The organism is Pseudarthrobacter sp. Pseusp20 (assembly GCF_059492155.1).
The window spans coordinates 2,231,007-2,246,509 of sequence record NZ_CP168521.1; the positions used below are offsets into that span (position 1 = coordinate 2,231,007).

Sequence of the window (15,503 nt, forward strand, 5' to 3'; positions counted from 1 at the left end):
TGAAGTGGGATTTAGGCGTCAGCAGTCTCGGAGGCTGCAGGGCGGGGGACTGGGCAGGTGAGGTAATAGCCGCGGCCGGCGTAGTCGAACCCTTCGAGCTCTGTGACGGGGACACCGGGGTGTTGGGCCGCGGCGTAGTAGGCGCGAATTTCCTTGATCAGGCCGGTCTTCTCGTCGAAGACGTACCATTCGTCGCCGCGAAGGATGGTGCCTTCGAGGGTTTTGTAGTGGGTCCATTCGATGACGGCCTGGTGTGATTCGGGTGCGACGACCAGGCGGTCGATGGTCCATGCCGAGCCCTTGGTAGCGACAAAATGCGCCCATCGTTCGGCGATCAGCCGGTGGCCGTGCCAGGCCCCGCCGTACATGCTCGGGGGGAAGTAGTGGACAGCATCTTCGGTGAAGCATCCGGCCATTTTTTCCACGTCGGCTTCGTTGCAGCCATCAAAGTAGGTCCTGATGAGGGCTTCGTACTGGGTGGCGAGGTTGGCGGGTGCCGTCATCGTGATGCCTTCCATTCCTGGTACTCGGCCATCGTCTTCTCGTTCGGGGGGTAGAGGCCGAGCAGGGACTCTCCGTTGTGTACGCGGGTATGAAGGTAGGCCTCGCGCGTCTCCTGCTCCAGGGCGTCCTCGGCGATGATCGGGGCCAATGACCGCGGAACGATAATCACGCCGTCGGGGTCCCCCACGACGATGTCGCCGGGATAGACGGCGACGCCCGCGCAACCGACGGGAACCTGGAGATCGGCCACGTGAAAGCTGGTGAGGCGAGTGGTTGCGGTGATGGCCCGGGCATAGGTCGGAATGTCGAGGGTTTCCAGGACATAGCCGTCACGGAAGGCACCATCGGTGATGAAGGCCTTCGCCCCCCGGTGCATGGCGCGGGTCACAAGCATGTCACCGGCGGAGGCGGCGCTGATGTCGCTGCGGCTGTCGATGATCATGACGTGGCCCGGCTGAAGCTGTTCAACTCCGGCCCACTGAAGGTTGTCCTCATCGGCGAGCCCCTCAAGGGTGTCCAGATCCTCGCGGGCAGGGATGAAGCGCATTGTGAACGCCTCTCCGGCGAACGGTTCCTTGACCTGGCCCACGGATGCCACGCCGACCAGAAACTGCTGCCGCAGGCCGTGCTTGAACAGCTGGGTTGCCAGCGTCGCGGTGCTGACCTTCTTAAGGGTTTCCAGGACCTGCGGGTCCACCTGCTGGGATTGGATGCTCAATTCCTGCTCCTTTTCGCTTCAAAAGTTTCATTTTCTGGGAAGCTGTCTCGTTTATCGGGATTCCTGTTAGGATCGATGCTAGACAAGAGACCGAGGAAATACCTAGCGGATTGTGAGGTGAAGCACCGGAATGAGCGAACTTATCGAGGAGCGGGACAGTACCCACCGCGAAGTCCCATCCAGTGAGACGAAGGAGGGTATGAGTGGGGCGAAGGACCAAGCAGCTGCTTCGGCCCTGGACCGGAGTCTTTCCATTCTTGATTTCTTGGCGACGACCCGGGGAGCGACTACCGGGGAGATCGCCGCAGCCGTTCACGTGAGTCGCAGCACCACGTACCGACTGGTGGAGCGCCTGCGGCAGCGTGGCTACGTTGATGACATCGGCCATGCTGGGATCTGGCACCTGGGTCCGGCTGCGGCCCGCCTGGCGCTTGCCGCCGTGCAGTCAAGTGATGTCGCTCAGGTCGCGCCTGAATACCTGAGGATGCTTGTCCAGCAGACCCGCGAGTCAGTCAATCTGGGCGTCCCCCGCGGTACGGAGATGGTCTTCATCTACCGGGATAAAGGACCCCAGACTGTCGCCGTTCATGGCGACGTCGGGGCGCGGAGGCCCATGCACTGCACATCCGTCGGCAAGGCATACCTGGCCGCGCTGCCGCAGGAGGAGCGGGAGCAGATCCTTTCCAAGATGATCTATCACCGCTTCACACCCCACACCATCACCACGCGTCAGGCTTTGGAGGAAGAGGTTCGACGCACCATCGAACGCGGCTGGTCCGAGGACCATGGTGAAATCGATCCGTCGAGCACTTGTTGCGGTGCCGCCATCCGCGACAACATGGGCCGGCCCGTGGCCGCCATCAGCGTTGCCGGGGTAACCGATCGAATCAGCCCTGAACTTTCGCGTATCGGCGCCGTAGTTGCCAGCACCGCCGAAGCCATATCTCGCCGTCTCGGCTATGACCCGGCGATCAACTACGCCACATCTCCTACCGCAGGAACGAGAAAATAGCTTGAGAATTGCACGAATATCCCTGCAGGAACGCACCCGCATCGCTGTCGAGGATGCTGGGGAATGGCGGGTCCTAACCCAGACAGACCTGGGCGCCATCACGGCGGGGGAAGCACCTGAAATAGATACCGCCGAGGAACCCCTGACCCACCACGCATTCTTGGCCCCGTATCCGGGAGGAACCATTTTCGGGATCGGCCTCAACTACAGGGACACCATCAGGGACATGGGATTCCCGATCCCAGAGACGCCGTATCTTTTCCCGAAACTCTCCTCCAGTGTCGTCGGGCCCGGAGACCCCATCATTCTTGACGCGGACGTGACGACAGAGGCTGACTGGGAGGGCGAGCTCGCGGTCATCATCGGCAAAACGGCCCGCAACATCCCGGAAGAAAACGCCCTGGAATTCGTCTTCGGATACACGGCGGCGAACGACATTTCGGCCCGGGACGTTCAGCGGGCTGATCCCCAATGGGTGCGGGGCAAAGGACTGGACACATTCTGTCCCATCGGCCCTGTCATCGTCACTGCCGACGAAATTCCCGACCCGCAGAACGTCCGGATCAGGACCTGGGTCAACGGGAACATCGTTCAGGACGGAAACACAGCGCACATGGTTTTCGGCGTGAGGGCGCTTATCTCTTACCTGAGCAGGCACTTCACCCTGCGCCCCGGAGACGTGATTCTCACCGGTACCCCATCCGGGTGTGGCGGGTTCATGACTCCTCCCAGGTTCCTCGCCCCGGGCGATGAGACCACGGTGGAGATCCAAGGAATCGGAAGCCTTACCAACCCGGTAGCAGCGGCATCCCTGCCGGTGCCATGACTTTCGCACGGCCCAATGATAAGCACCGCTAAATGTGCTGGCGAACGGATAGTCATCACATGATTGACCCTCAGGTCGGATGCAAGACGAAGGGCATGCATTGTTCTTGTTTTCAGCTTGCAACGTTGTGTCGACGAGCCGGGCAGGGGAATTCCATCCCAGCCTCCTGGAAGGCCGCTCTTCTGAGCCTTTGAGATGTGCCCGGTGAAGGACGGGTAGTAGGCGGAGTTATACGTGATGCCCGGAGTGATACCCGGAATCACACAGCCTGTCGTGGTCTTGCCGGGTACGGCGGTGTCGTATCGGACATCTGTCGAAGGCTCAGCCAAAGAGACCGGGTTTGAGGCCTTGGGGGCCTGAAACGTGAGTGTCCATTCGCTACCGGTGTACCCAACGCTGCCGACGTCGTAGCAGTTGTTCCGTAGCCGAATTCCCCACTCTTTTCCGTATTTACTGCCAACGTGGACATATTCAGCTTTTGAGCTTCACTGGCTGGTTGCCGGCATGGGCCGGCCTGACCCGAGGGCCGAATATGCGGAGGGCCCGTAACATCATGTCCGTGACCACCCTAATGAGTTTTCCCCGAGTGTGGTCGGGACTTTGATGTCCGTTCCTCTCTCCAGGCTGACTAAAATCAGTTTGCTGGCCTGCCAGCGGCAGGCCGACTTGCTGTTGAGGCGCTTTGCGGCCCACCGGCCTGCCGGGTGCGGAGCCGAAGAGCTTGCGTGCCGCCGACCTCGCTAACGGTTCGCCTATCCACAGACGCTGTTGCCAATGTTTCGATCGTGCTTGAGGCCGACGGTTTTCAGAAGGAACTGTGCGATATCTTCACTGCAGAATCCGGCCAGTGGATTGGCGCGGAACTGGGTCTTTTCGCAGCAGCGCCTCGGGGGCCCCAACCGGCCAGCGGCCGGTTCGGTCCATTCGACATCATTGTTTCTGAAGACGAAGGGAAGGCGCATGGGGACGCAACGTAGGCACACTGTGACTGTTCGTGCCGTAACCATAGCTGATGTGGCGGCTGCTGCCAGGGTTTCCCGCGCCACCGTCTCACGCGTGATGAATGGCGTCCCGACAGTGAACGGCGAGATTGCCGACAGGGTCCGGACTGTCGTGGGAGAACTTGGCTATTCACCCAGTGATACAGCTCGATCTCTTTCTCTGGGCCAGAGCAAAACCGTGGGTGTATTAGTTCCAGATCTCTCCAACCCCACTTTCCAGCAGATCCTTCAAGGCTTCAACAGCGCAGCTGCCGCCGATGGGTATCGCATCCTCGTCACCGATAGCCACGAAGAGGTAGACGACGAGGCCGCACTCGTCTTGGACGCCCGCAACCGGACCGACGCTGTCCTCTTGTGCTCGCCGAGAATGTCCGAGGAACAGTTGGCTGAACTACTGCCCACAGTGAAACCAGCGATTGTGATCACACGCGAAGCCCACTTCCAAACGGAGGCATCTGTCTCCGCTGACTTCATCTTCGGCATTCGCACCCTTGCGGAACACCTGATAGCACTCGGGCACACGCGGATTGCCTACCTTGACGGTCCAGCCATCAGAAACTCACAAACCACTCTCGATACCCTTTTCCGTGAGGTCGAGATGGCCCACCCCGGAGTGACCATCAGGAAAGTGCCCTGCGGTTCGTCGCTCTCAGATGGTTACTATGCGTGGGATACCTTAAAGGACACCACCGTCACGGGAGTCCTCGCATTCAATGACCTTCTCGCCTTGGGCTTACTCGGCCGACTAAATGAAGATCGCGTCCCAGTGCCTGGACGCGTCTCGATCGCCGGTTTTGACGACATTCACTTCGCCCGGTTCGCCTCGCCCCCTCTGACGACAATGAAACTTCCGAAGCCATCCTTAGGTGAAGCTGCCTGGGTCGCTCTTCGAGCCGAGCTCAAGGGTGAAGCCCACGTCGCACCCGCCATATTTCGCCCCGAGCTCATGATCCGACAAACAACGGGGCCACGGCAATGACCAGCACCTTGCGCCTAGCCGAATTCGAGGTTGCGACATATGAGGAGGGGACCAACATGCCACGGCATCTCTCGCCCCGTCCCTATCTCCAGGCTAGGACTACTGGTGGGATCGCCGTCACGCAACTGTTCGCCCCGGACCATGCCCATCATGTTGGGGTCAGTGCTGCCCTGCCCGATGTTAATGGTGTCAGCTTTTGGGGCGGTCGAACCTTTGTTCGCGAGGTCGGTTCCGTGATGCTTGACAATCATGGAGTCCAGGCCGTGGTCGAACGGAGGAAGTCCGACGACACGATTGATGAGTTGATTGAGTGGGTCGCCCCGGATAGCACTGTTTTGCTGAGAGAAAAGCGGACGCTAGTCCTACGCCAAGCCAATGCCGGCTGGAGGCTTGACTGGCGTTCGACACTCTCTGCGTGCGGCGATGATGTCACTTTTGGCAGCCCTCATACGAATGGAAAAGAGGGGGCCTTTTACGGCGGCCTGTTTTGGCGCACGCCTTTTGTGTACGCGGACTTCGTCACAACAGACGGGGAAGGAATTCAAAACGCCCATGGGTCGACTTCGCCGTGGCTGGCCGTCATCACCGATGTCGCAACGCTGGTCGCTTGGAATCCCTCGGGGTTTCCTTGGTTTGCCCGAGACGAAGACTATGTTGGCTTCTGCCCGGCAATTGCCGTCCACGGACGGCGCTGCCTGCCTGTCAACGAGGATCTTGTACTAGAAATGCGAGTTGCCGTCTGTGATGGTCGAGCCAATCCGGAATGGCTGATGGCTGCTATCGATGACCTGGCCCGCCCCGCGCCTGACAAATCCTCGATCTAATGGGGAGGGGTGGAAAGCTATGCGAAAGCCTGAGCGGGCGGACGTCGAGGCGCACAACCGCGACAAACGCAGGCATGCCATAACTATCAAAACTGTGGCCGAGCAGGCAGGGGTGTCAACGGCAACAGTGTCACGCGCTTTAAACGGTGGCGGCTACGTCTCCCCTGAACTTCATTCAGCTGTGACCCGCGCAGCACAAGAACTGGGCTACACGAGCAACGCGGTCGCAGCCGCCTTGCGCAGTTCACGAAGCGGTGCATTGGGAATCATCGTCCCGGAAATCGTGCATTCCAACGTGAGCCAGCTAGTTCAGGAAGTCGAAGGATTTCTGACCCCCAAGGGAGTCCATCTAATCCTGAGCTGCTCACGGAGCGACGTTGACAAAGAGGGCCGCGCTATCCGCTCCATGATCGCTCGAAGGGTGGACGGACTGATTATCTTGCCCGCACCCTGCTCCTTCAGTCGGTCACTCATGGCCACCCTCGGTGCGTCACTTCCCTGTGTTGAACTGCGCCAAGCTAGCACAAACTGGAACATCGAATGGATTTCCGGAGCCGGTGAACCAAAAGCAGCAATGCTGCCCCTCGTTAACCACCTCAGCGGCCATCTGTGTCCCGCTGCGCGGGTGGGGATGCGCTGATGTTCCGCGTTTAGAATCCGCTAGGGGTTGGGAGTTCTCGGAGCTACTTTCTACACCTGTTGCATAAATGGCTACAAGGGGGATTCGGTCAATAGCCGTGTCATGCAAGACTAGGCCGGGCTGACAGGCGACATCCACCCTGGTCGAGCGCTCGGACGACAGATTTCGGTGTACTTCATGTGCTCAGGCTCGCAGCAGGTTCCCTGAAAAACGGGCGACACCTGTTGCGATGCGGCCCTTGTTATGAACCCCGTCCGGTTCGCCTGGGTCTCAGATCGTGGCATCTACTTGCCGCCGGGCTACCTTCAGAAAGCTGCTCGGGCCGATCCCGAATGCTGGCGGCAGGAAGGTCATGCCGTCTCCGACGTTTCGTTGGACAGCCCCAGAAGGCTGGGCTGGCTCCTACGGGCGTATGAGGACCTCATGGCGCGGAAGCATTCTTGGATGGCTGGATGGCCGGCGCGGCCTTTGAGGGTGGCGAAGAGAACTTCACGTTTGAGAAGTGGCTCCAGGGGTCGTATGGCGATTCCTTGTTGGTGCCCGGTGAGAGCCAGTCCGGGCAGGATAGAGATTGCCAAACCGGCCCTCACCATTTGCAGGACGGTTGTGGTGTCCTTGCAGTCGCAGGTGATGTTAGGGGCAAACCCTTCGGCGAGGCAGGCGTCGGAGACCAGCGAGTGGTAGACCCGGGCCGACCTGTTCAGGGCCCAGTCCTCTTCTGCGAGATGCGCCAAGGGCACGGTGTCGAGCTTGCGATAAGGGTGCTTTTCTGGCATCACCACGTAGAAGTCATCCCCGAAGAGGGGCTGGTACATCACCGCTTCGTTGCGCGGGTCGTGTCGGGACAGGTTATCAAGCACCGCTACGTCGGCCCGTTTGGTCATCAGGTCCACAATGGCTTCGGCGGGCTCATGCTCAACCATGGAGACCTTTAGCTGCGCGTGCGAGGAACGCAGCAAGGACATCGCGCCGGGGAGTACCGTCGCCGAAAAAGACGGAAAGGCCGCTATTCGCAGGTCACCGGAAATGGATTCCCTCGTCACGGCGAGTTCCGCATCTATGCGTTCGAGGGACTCGAAAACCTCGTGGCTTTGCTCGACGAGCCGCATCCCGGCGCCCGTAAGTTGCACGCTACGTCCGGCGCGCTCCACGAGGACCAGTCCGGTGTCCTTTTCCAGTTGGGACAGCTGCTGTGAGACGGCTGGCCTAGTCAGGCCCAGTGAGTCCGCCACGGCCGAGATCGTCCCTAGGAAGGACAGCTCCCGCAGCAGCCTCAGTCGCTGAACGTTGATCATTGTGCCTGTTCGACCTTCATCTTCGGAGAGTCAGAAAAACTGCCCCTATGAGCGTCTTTCAGCGAACTCTACCTTACGGGTGGCTCGTCTTGACGCTCACGGGCGGACTATTGGGGAAGTCCGCGGCGCCCGCAGGTAGAGGAAAGACTTTCTTTCCCTTAGTGCAACTAAAAGAAGCTTGTACCGACTGTTTTTGATGCGTAACCTTTTTCTAGGCGGCGATGATGTGACCTGGATCAACTCATCAAAGTCCCGCAAATCGTAAGTACCGCTTTCCCTACTTCAACAGGGTGTCCAAATTCAGCCTCAGGGACGTCGGTACTGAAATACCCGCTCTGCTGTCCCTGCAACGCACCGTTCCAGGGATACGGACAAGAAAGAGACACTAGAATGGCGACACTTTCATTTATCGGCGTCGGCCGCATGGGGTCCGGCATGGCAGCCCGGCTTCTCGAAGCCGGCCACGCCGTCCAGATCTTCGACCCTAAGACTGCGGCAGTGGAGGCACTTGTCCGGCAGGGCGCTATCGCCACGCAGTCTCCGGCAAAGGCAGCCCAAGGCGCTGATGTTGTTTTCACCAGCCTGCCCAACCCGGCGATCCTCCGCGACGCCATTGAAGGCCCCGGTGGTGTCCTCGCAGCCGACCTCGCTGGTGTGACGATCATCGATATGAGCACGGTCGACCCGGAAACCGCTCGTTCCCTGGCGGCCGCTGCAGAGGCAAAGGGCGGCCGCTTCGTGGATTCGCCCGTCAGCGGCGGCGTCGCTGCTGCAGCTGCCGGGACGCTCCTGCTGATGGTGGGAGCCAGCCCGGAGGACCTGGAGAAGGTCCGCCCGTACCTGGAGCAGATTTCGTCCCGGATCGTGCATTGCGGTCCGGTCGGGGCCGGTCAGCTGACCAAACTCAGCCACAACATGCTTGTCGCCATCAACACGGTTGCAGCGGGCGAGGTTCTCGCCGCAGCTATCAAGGCCGGCGGCAACCTGAAAACCCTCACCGAGGTTTACAGCGCCGGTCTTGCCGGCAGCAAGATGCTGGACCACTTCGGCAAGACACTGTTCACCGAAGAGCGGCCACCGCTGTTCGCGCTGGACCTAATGCACAAAGATATCAGCCTGTGCCTTAAGGAGTTTGGCCAGTTCCCGATGCCGGTAAGCCAGCTGGTCATGCAGACCTACAACGCCGCACGTGCCAAAGGGCTTGGCGGACAGGACTCCACCGGAGTCAATGAAATCTACGAGGAACTGTTCGGCCTGCAACTGCGCGCCGACGCGAAGGAGAACAACGCATGACGACCCAGCCCACCCTCGTGCTCCCCAGCAAGGGCTCAACCGGTCTCCTGATCGACGGCCAGTGGATTGATCCCAAGGACGGCGGCACCCTCGACGTCCACAACCCCAGCAACCGGAGCATCATCACCACGATCGGCCGCAGCACCGCAGCGGACGTGGACCAGGCAGTCGCATCCTCCCAGAAAGCGTTCCGCACCTGGCGGCAGCTTCCGGCCAGGGAGCGTGGGGCCTTCCTGACCCGTCTGGGCAATGCGGTGGCGGACAACGCCGAAGACATCGCCCGCCTCCTCGCCGCGGAAACCGGAAACGCGATCCGCACCCAGTCCCGCGGAGAGGTAGCCTCCACCGCCGAAGTGCTCCGCTACTACGGCGGCACCGCCTCCGAGCAAAAGGGAGAAACCCTCCCGCTGGGCCAGGGACTGTTCAGCTACTCCACCCGCGACCCGCTGGGCGTTGTAGCGGCCATCATTCCGTGGAACTCACCCCTGGTCCTGGGGGCCGTGAAGATCGGCATGGCCCTGGCCACCGGCAACACCCTGATCCTCAAGCCCGCCGAAGACGCGCCCCTGGCCGTTATCCGCGTCTGCGAACTGGCCGCCGAGATCCTGCCGACCGGCGTCCTGAACGTCGTCACCGGCCGCGGCTCCGAGGCAGGCGCCGCACTGTCACAGCACCCGGATGTCGCCAAGGTGTCCTTCACCGGATCGAGCGAAGTCGGACGCGGTGTCCTGCACGCGGTCGCCGACCGTATCGGCCACGCGACGCTGGAACTCGGCGGCAAGAGCCCCGCCATCGTCTTCCCGGACAGCAACACCGACGAAACTGCCAAGAACGTCGTTGCGGCAATGCGGTTCGCACGTCAGGGCCAGTCCTGCACCGCAGGCTCCCGGTTGTTCGTCCACGCCGACATCTGGGATGACTTCATGCCGAAGGTCGTCGCCGCCGTGAACGAACTCGTCATCGGCGACGCTCTCGATGAGGCCACCGACATGGGCGCGGTTATCAACCCGACCCGCTACCAAGAGATTTCCGAATTCGTCCAGGAAGCAGCGGACCAGGGAGCACAGTTCCTGGCCGGCGGTCCTTCGGAGGCCCTGGACGCGGACACACCGCTGCGCCTGACGCCCGCGGTCATCGCCGGCGTCGACAACAACTGGCGAATCTCGCGGGAAGAAGTGTTCGGCCCGGTCCTGGTGGCGATCCCGTGGAAGACCGAAGACGACGTTGTCGCCTGGGCGAACGACACCCACTACGGCCTCGCCGCCTACGTCTTCACCCAGGACCTCAACACCGCCCTCCGGATGGCGGAAAACATCGACGCTGGATGGGTTCAGATCAACCGCGCCGGCGGCCAGCTTCCCGGAATGTCCTACGGCGGCCGCAAGCAGAGCGGCATCGGTGCCGAGTACTCCATCGAAGGAGCACTCGAAAGCTACACCCAGCGCAAGAGCATCACCATCGCTCTCTAATAGCCGGCGGGAGAAGGCGACAGGACTCTCGCAACCGCCTTCTCTCGCCATCCACCACCAGATCCATGCACAAAAGGTGCTTGGCCATCCCAGATCCTCCATCAGGTGTTCCGGCAACGACGCCGGAACCGAAAGGACCCATCATGAGCAGTCAAGGTGTAATCGAACCGGTACCGGTCGACACCAAGGGCAGGGTTTCCGTCAAGGCAGCTGCCAGCTCCTTCATTGGAACCACCATCGAGTGGTACGACTACTTTCTCTACGGCACCGCGGCGTCACTGATCTTCCCCAAGGTCTTCTTCGCCAACATGGAGCCCTCGGTTGCCACGCTCAGTTCCCTGGCAACCTTCGCCGTGGCCTTCCTGCTGCGCCCGGTCGGCGGCGTCGTCATCGGGCACTTCGGCGACAAGCTCGGCCGCAAAAAGATGCTGATCCTGACGCTGTCGGTGATGGGACTCTGCACCGGGCTTATCGGATTTATTCCCGAGGAGCAGACCATCGGGATCTGGGCCCCCATCCTGCTGATCATCCTGCGCGTTTTCCAGGGTTTCGCCCTCGGCGGTGAATGGGGCGGTGCAGCCCTGATGTCGGTCGAGCACGCACCCGCCGGCCGCCGCGGACTGTTCGGGGCTACCATGCAGATGGGTGTTCCGGCTGGTCTGCTACTTTCCACCGGTGCTTTCGCAGCCGTTTCGTCCATGCCTGACCAGGACTTCTTCAGCTGGGGCTGGCGCATCCCGTTCCTGGCAAGCTTCCTCCTGCTCGCTATCGGTATGTACATCCGTCTGGCCGTGACCGAATCTGACGCATTCAAGAAGGTCCAGGAGGAAGGCAAGATCGCCAAGCTTCCCATCCGCGAGGTTTTTGCCAACGACAAGCGCCGCACACTGAACCTTGTTTTCCTGCAGAGCGCGGCCAACGTTGGTTACTTCCTCATCACCGTATACTCCCTGGTTTACGTCACCGAAAACCTGCACCTGCCCAGGACTTGGGCGGTAACCGGCCTGTTGATCGCCGCAGCCGTGGACCTCTGCTTGCAGCCCGTTTTCGGCTGGCTGTCGGACCGCTTTGGCCGCAAGAAGGTCTACGGTGCAGGCTCGTTGTTCCTCGGCCTCTACGCCTTCCCCTTCTTCTGGCTCCTGGAGTCAGCCTCCGAGCCCCTGGTCTGGCTGGCCCTGATCCTCGGCCTCGGCATCGGCCACGCCTCAACCGGCTCCCTCCACGCAGTGATCTACGCCGAGCAGTACCCGTCCCGGTACCGCTACACCGGGTCCTCGCTGGCCTACCAACTCTCAGGCATCATCTCCAGCGCACCGACCCCGATCGTGGCAGCCTGGCTGGTCAGCACCACCGGCCAGTCAAAGCTGGTCGCTGTGTACGTGATCATCGCAGCAGTCATCAGCGTCACCTGCACCTTCCTGCTGAAAGAGACCTACAAGAGCCGGATTGACGTCTAGATCATGAACACCTCCCCGAAAACCCACAGCGCAGAAGCACCAACCGCCGCCCCCGTGGCAGACGAGCGGCACCTCGCCGCAATCATGGAGAGCCTTGACCGGCTCATGAGCATCGAGATCCGGCCCGCTGACGGCAAACTCCCTGCCGGAATCGTCGCGGGACTCTACGGTGCCTGCCGGGACTATTTCGGGGAACCCCTCACAGGTGTCGCCGAGCGGCGCCTGCGGGAATCCGTAGCAAACAATTCAACAGTCCTGATCGCCACTGGGGCAGGCATCGGCCCATGGCTGCCCCAGGGCGAGACGGACGGACCCATGGGCGCAGCAGCCTTGGGCAGGGCAATCACCCTGACCCTCCGCGCCAAGGTCGTCATGGTTACCGAAGCCCGCCACGCTCCCGCCGTCAGGGCGGCAGTGGATGCCCTGACCTATCCGGCAGGCTTCAAACCCGAAATCGAATTAGTGGAACCCGGGGAACGCGAAGGACGCCAGGCGTCCCAACGCTTGGTCACCCTTTATCACCCCGCAGCGGTGGTCTTCGTCGAACGCGACGGTCCAGGATCACAGGGCCGCTTCCACGGTGTGCGGGGGGACTGCCGGTCCGCCGACGATGTCGCCCAGCTGCATCACCTGGCCAACCTCGCTGCAAGGTCCTCAATCCTGACCATCGGGATCGGCGACGGCGGGAATGAGATCGGATTCGGCGCCCACCGGCGCCGCATCGCCAGCCGCCTTCCTGGCGACGGGATCTGCCGGGCAGGATGCGATTCAGGCATCTACACGGTGACCAAGACCCAGGTCACCGTCAGCGCCTCCGTCTCCAACTGGGGAGCCTACGCCCTCGCCGCGGCACTGGCGGCAAGCTTTCGGTTGCCGGAGGCCTGCCACACAGGCGCCGCCGAAGAGATCCTCCTCAAAGCCTGCCTGGAGGCCGGCGCCCGGGACGGTGCAACGGGCACATCGGCACTGCAGACCGATGGTATTCCGTTGGCAACCCACCAGCACGTCATAGCACTGATGGAGGCTGTCGCGGCGACCACCGCCTCCCGCGCCCAGACCGTCGAGCCCCAACCCATCCACATCTTCAACACCGCCACAACGAAAGGCCCTCGTCTTGTCTGCTAGCCAGTCCGCGTCACCATCGGTCAGGACCGACCGGTTCGGCAACCCCATCGACCCCATGGTCGGCTACGCCCGCGGTGCCATCATCGACTCCAGCATCGCCGAAGGCCGCCGCCTCCGCCATGGACAGGCCGTCGCCGCCGAACGCGTCCGGGCCGCGGGTGCAGACGCGGTCGCCGTTTACACAGGCAACCAGCGGGACCTTCCTCTCCGGGTGGAAGACCTTGCCACCTACGCCGAGGAATGGGTGGGCCCCGGCCTGTTCGCCGAAGAACTGCGCAAGGCAGCCATCGGCCACCTCGGCGGTCGCCCAGACGATGCGGCCGCGGTGTTCAACCGCACCACAGCAGGCATCATCGCAGTCATCTGCGCCCTCTCGGCCGGCAAACCGGTGATCTCGATCGTTCCCGTTAACGCCCGCTCCCACGCCTCACTTCCGCGCGGTTCCCGGCTCGCCGGCGTCCCTTGCCTTGAATCCGGCATCGACGGGGACTGGCAGGACCTGATCCGAACCCACAAGCCTGCCCTGGTTGTCGTCACCACCGTCACGTCCAGCTTGGAACGGCTGGAAGATGAAGGTACCGCCGCCGCGGTCAAGTTCGCCCAGGCCGAAAATGCTGTGGTCCTGCTCGATGAAGCCTATGGTGCCCGCCTGCGCACCGTCCTGCACGGAGGCAAGCCTTCGCTGCAACTCGGCGCCGACCTGAGCATCACCAACTGCGACAAGGCCGGCCTCGCCGGACCGCGCGCCGGGATTCTGGTCGGCCGCCCGCCCCTGGTCGCAGCTGCCTCAGCCCAGGCCTCGGAAGTCGGCGCCGAAGCCCGCGCACCGATTGCCGCCGGCGCCCTCCGGTCCCTGCAAAGCTTCGACCCGGAGGATCTGCGCACCGAATCCATATCCGGGCAGCAGATCTCCGACGCGCTCGAAGCACTCCTTGGCGCCGTCGTGGAACGCAGCGACCTGGGCCCGATGGTCCACGAAGACGACATTCACGCCATCGCCATGCAACGGTCCGGCCGGGAAGAAAGCACCCTGGTTCCCTCCGAGACCGCCTCCGCGCTCGGCGCCCTCCTGCTCCGGGACCACGGCATCCTCACCGTCAACACCCACGGACAGCCGGGAGCAAGGGTGTCCCTTCGTCTTAAACCCACCCTGGACGCCCTTCGCCGGACCGGCGGACCACTGAAAGTCGCCGCCGCAGTCGACAAATCACTGGACGCCCTGGCCGCCCAACTTCACGACACCAACGCTATTTCCACCCTGATCCTCGGGAGCTGACACCCATGCCTGAACTGACCACTTACGAACCCAGCGCCCTGAGCCGGACACTCGCCGCCCAGGATAACCGGCTGGACCGCATCGTCAACATCGACTTCGGCGGCCGCGGCGTCGAGCACCTCTTCGAGGCAGCCCTGCAGCGTCAGGACGGCTGGTCCCTCGTGGGCCGCGCCGCGGAACTTCTCGCAGCCGTCCCGGAGAAATCCACGGTCCTGATGACCACCGGCTCAGTCTCGCGCGCTTGGATCTCCCCGACCATCGGCGAAAACGACGGCCCCGCCGGCGCGGCTGTCATTGCACGTGCACTGGCGCTCGGCAAGGGGGCCACACCCGTCGTCCTGGCCGAGGAGACCCTCATCCCCGCCCTTGGCCCCATTTTCGAAACAGCCGGACTGACCGTCCTGCCCCCGGGAAAAGCCATCGAAGCGAACACCGGCGGAACACTGCTGGCCGTGGCACTCGTTCCCTTTACCACCAGCGATGATGAAGCACCCGCCGCCGCGCAGCAGGTCCTCGACGAGTACAAGCCCTCCCTGCTGTTCTCCACCGAACGGGTCGGCCGGAACAAGAACGGGTTCTACTACAACATGCGCGGGATCAACTTCGGCCAGGACCGCGCCCGCGTAGACCGCGTCTTCGACCTCGCCTTCGAACGCGGTATCCCCACGGTCGCCGTCGGAGACGGAGGCAACGAAATCGGCATGGGCAACGTCGCCGACGCCGTCGCGGCCCACATCCCACACGGCGCCGACGGGTCTACGGCATGCGGCGGCGGCCTGGGGGCAACAACCCAGGTCCAGGCGCTGGTGACGGCAGCATGTTCCAACTGGGGCTGCTACGCGATCACGGCAGCCTTGGCTGCGCGCCTGCGGAACCCGAGAATCCTCCACACCCCCGATCTGGAAGCCGCACTCCTGCGCAGGGGCGTCGACGTCGGGCTCATCAACTCCGTCGTTGGCATCGTCGACCCCAAGGTCGACAACATCGACGTCACCACGCACCTGGCCGTAGTGGAACTCCTCTCCGCCCTCATCAGGCCGGGCCTGTCCGTCGCATAGGCCCCCAAGCAAGGATCAAAGAAGCT

Annotated in this window: 15 protein-coding genes; 12 read left to right on the forward strand and 3 right to left on the reverse strand. The window is 62.3% G+C overall.

Annotation, left to right across the window (positions count from 1 at the left end; genetic code table 11):
* Positions 1 to 11: 11 nt before the first annotated feature.
* Entirely contained in the window at positions 12 to 503 is a 492-nt protein-coding gene (locus tag ACEN9K_RS10325) for a nuclear transport factor 2 family protein (RefSeq protein ID WP_134164270.1), read from the reverse strand.
* Positions 500 to 1,222, reverse strand: coding sequence for a ribonuclease activity regulator RraA (locus ACEN9K_RS10330; protein WP_208324238.1), 723 nt, complete (start codon positions 1,220 to 1,222; stop codon positions 500 to 502). The genes ACEN9K_RS10325 and ACEN9K_RS10330 overlap by 4 nt, the downstream gene beginning before the upstream one ends.
* A 130-nt stretch (positions 1,223 to 1,352) precedes the next feature.
* Here ACEN9K_RS10330 and ACEN9K_RS10335 point away from each other — a divergent pair, with 130 nt between their 5' ends.
* The 6 genes from ACEN9K_RS10335 (at position 1,353) to ACEN9K_RS10360 (ending at position 6,504) form a co-directional block, all read left to right on the forward strand.
* Positions 1,353 to 2,234: an IclR family transcriptional regulator gene (locus tag ACEN9K_RS10335; RefSeq protein ID WP_134164269.1), complete on the forward strand. Its 882-nt coding sequence runs from the start codon at positions 1,353 to 1,355 to the stop codon at positions 2,232 to 2,234.
* Between the two features lies 1 nt (position 2,235).
* A complete protein-coding gene (locus ACEN9K_RS10340; protein ID WP_488314718.1) occupies positions 2,236 to 3,060 on the forward strand; it encodes a fumarylacetoacetate hydrolase family protein in 825 nt (274 codons plus the stop codon).
* A 785-nt stretch (positions 3,061 to 3,845) separates the two neighbouring features.
* The gene (locus ACEN9K_RS10345) at positions 3,846 to 4,037 is read left to right on the forward strand and encodes a hypothetical protein (RefSeq protein ID WP_495635658.1); all 192 of its coding nucleotides are present in this window, start codon (positions 3,846 to 3,848) and stop codon (positions 4,035 to 4,037) included.
* Between the two features lie 7 nt (positions 4,038 to 4,044).
* Entirely contained in the window at positions 4,045 to 5,040 is a 996-nt protein-coding gene (locus tag ACEN9K_RS10350; protein ID WP_166673059.1) for a LacI family DNA-binding transcriptional regulator, read from the forward strand.
* On the forward strand, positions 5,037 to 5,864 hold the full coding sequence (locus ACEN9K_RS10355; RefSeq protein ID WP_134164255.1) for a DUF6807 family protein: 828 nt from the start codon (positions 5,037 to 5,039) through the stop codon (positions 5,862 to 5,864). Before ACEN9K_RS10350 ends, ACEN9K_RS10355 begins: the two co-directional genes overlap by 4 nt.
* Positions 5,865 to 5,958: 94 nt before the next feature.
* Complete coding sequence (locus ACEN9K_RS10360) at positions 5,959 to 6,504, forward strand: LacI family DNA-binding transcriptional regulator (protein WP_166673058.1); 546 nt, start codon at positions 5,959 to 5,961, stop codon at positions 6,502 to 6,504.
* 350 nt (positions 6,505 to 6,854) lie between these two features.
* Here the strand turns inward: ACEN9K_RS10360 and ACEN9K_RS10365 are convergent, their stop codons facing one another.
* Positions 6,855 to 7,799, reverse strand: coding sequence for a LysR family transcriptional regulator (locus ACEN9K_RS10365; RefSeq protein ID WP_134164253.1), 945 nt, complete (start codon positions 7,797 to 7,799; stop codon positions 6,855 to 6,857).
* 390 nt (positions 7,800 to 8,189) lie between these two features.
* Between ACEN9K_RS10365 and ACEN9K_RS10370 the strand changes: the two genes are divergently transcribed.
* The 6 genes from ACEN9K_RS10370 to ACEN9K_RS10395 all read left to right on the forward strand — a co-directional run bounded on the left by ACEN9K_RS10370 (position 8,190) and on the right by ACEN9K_RS10395 (position 15,477).
* Entirely contained in the window at positions 8,190 to 9,092 is a 903-nt protein-coding gene (locus ACEN9K_RS10370) for an NAD(P)-dependent oxidoreductase (protein WP_134164252.1), read from the forward strand.
* Positions 9,089 to 10,561, forward strand: coding sequence for an aldehyde dehydrogenase family protein (locus ACEN9K_RS10375; RefSeq protein ID WP_134164251.1), 1,473 nt, complete (start codon positions 9,089 to 9,091; stop codon positions 10,559 to 10,561). The genes ACEN9K_RS10370 and ACEN9K_RS10375 overlap by 4 nt, the downstream gene beginning before the upstream one ends.
* A 143-nt stretch (positions 10,562 to 10,704) precedes the next feature.
* Positions 10,705 to 12,018 (forward strand): MFS transporter, encoded by a 1,314-nt coding sequence (locus ACEN9K_RS10380; protein WP_134164250.1) that lies wholly within the window; start codon positions 10,705 to 10,707, stop codon positions 12,016 to 12,018.
* A gap of 3 nt (positions 12,019 to 12,021) precedes the next feature.
* Positions 12,022 to 13,143, forward strand: a complete 1,122-nt coding sequence (locus ACEN9K_RS10385; RefSeq protein ID WP_134164249.1) for a glutamate cyclase domain-containing protein — start codon at positions 12,022 to 12,024, stop codon at positions 13,141 to 13,143.
* Entirely contained in the window at positions 13,133 to 14,419 is a 1,287-nt protein-coding gene (locus tag ACEN9K_RS10390) for an aminotransferase class I/II-fold pyridoxal phosphate-dependent enzyme (RefSeq protein ID WP_134164248.1), read from the forward strand. The genes ACEN9K_RS10385 and ACEN9K_RS10390 overlap by 11 nt, the downstream gene beginning before the upstream one ends.
* 5 nt (positions 14,420 to 14,424) lie before the next feature.
* Positions 14,425 to 15,477, forward strand: coding sequence for a DUF4392 domain-containing protein (locus ACEN9K_RS10395; protein WP_134164247.1), 1,053 nt, complete (start codon positions 14,425 to 14,427; stop codon positions 15,475 to 15,477).
* The last annotated feature ends 26 nt before the right edge of the window (positions 15,478 to 15,503 follow it).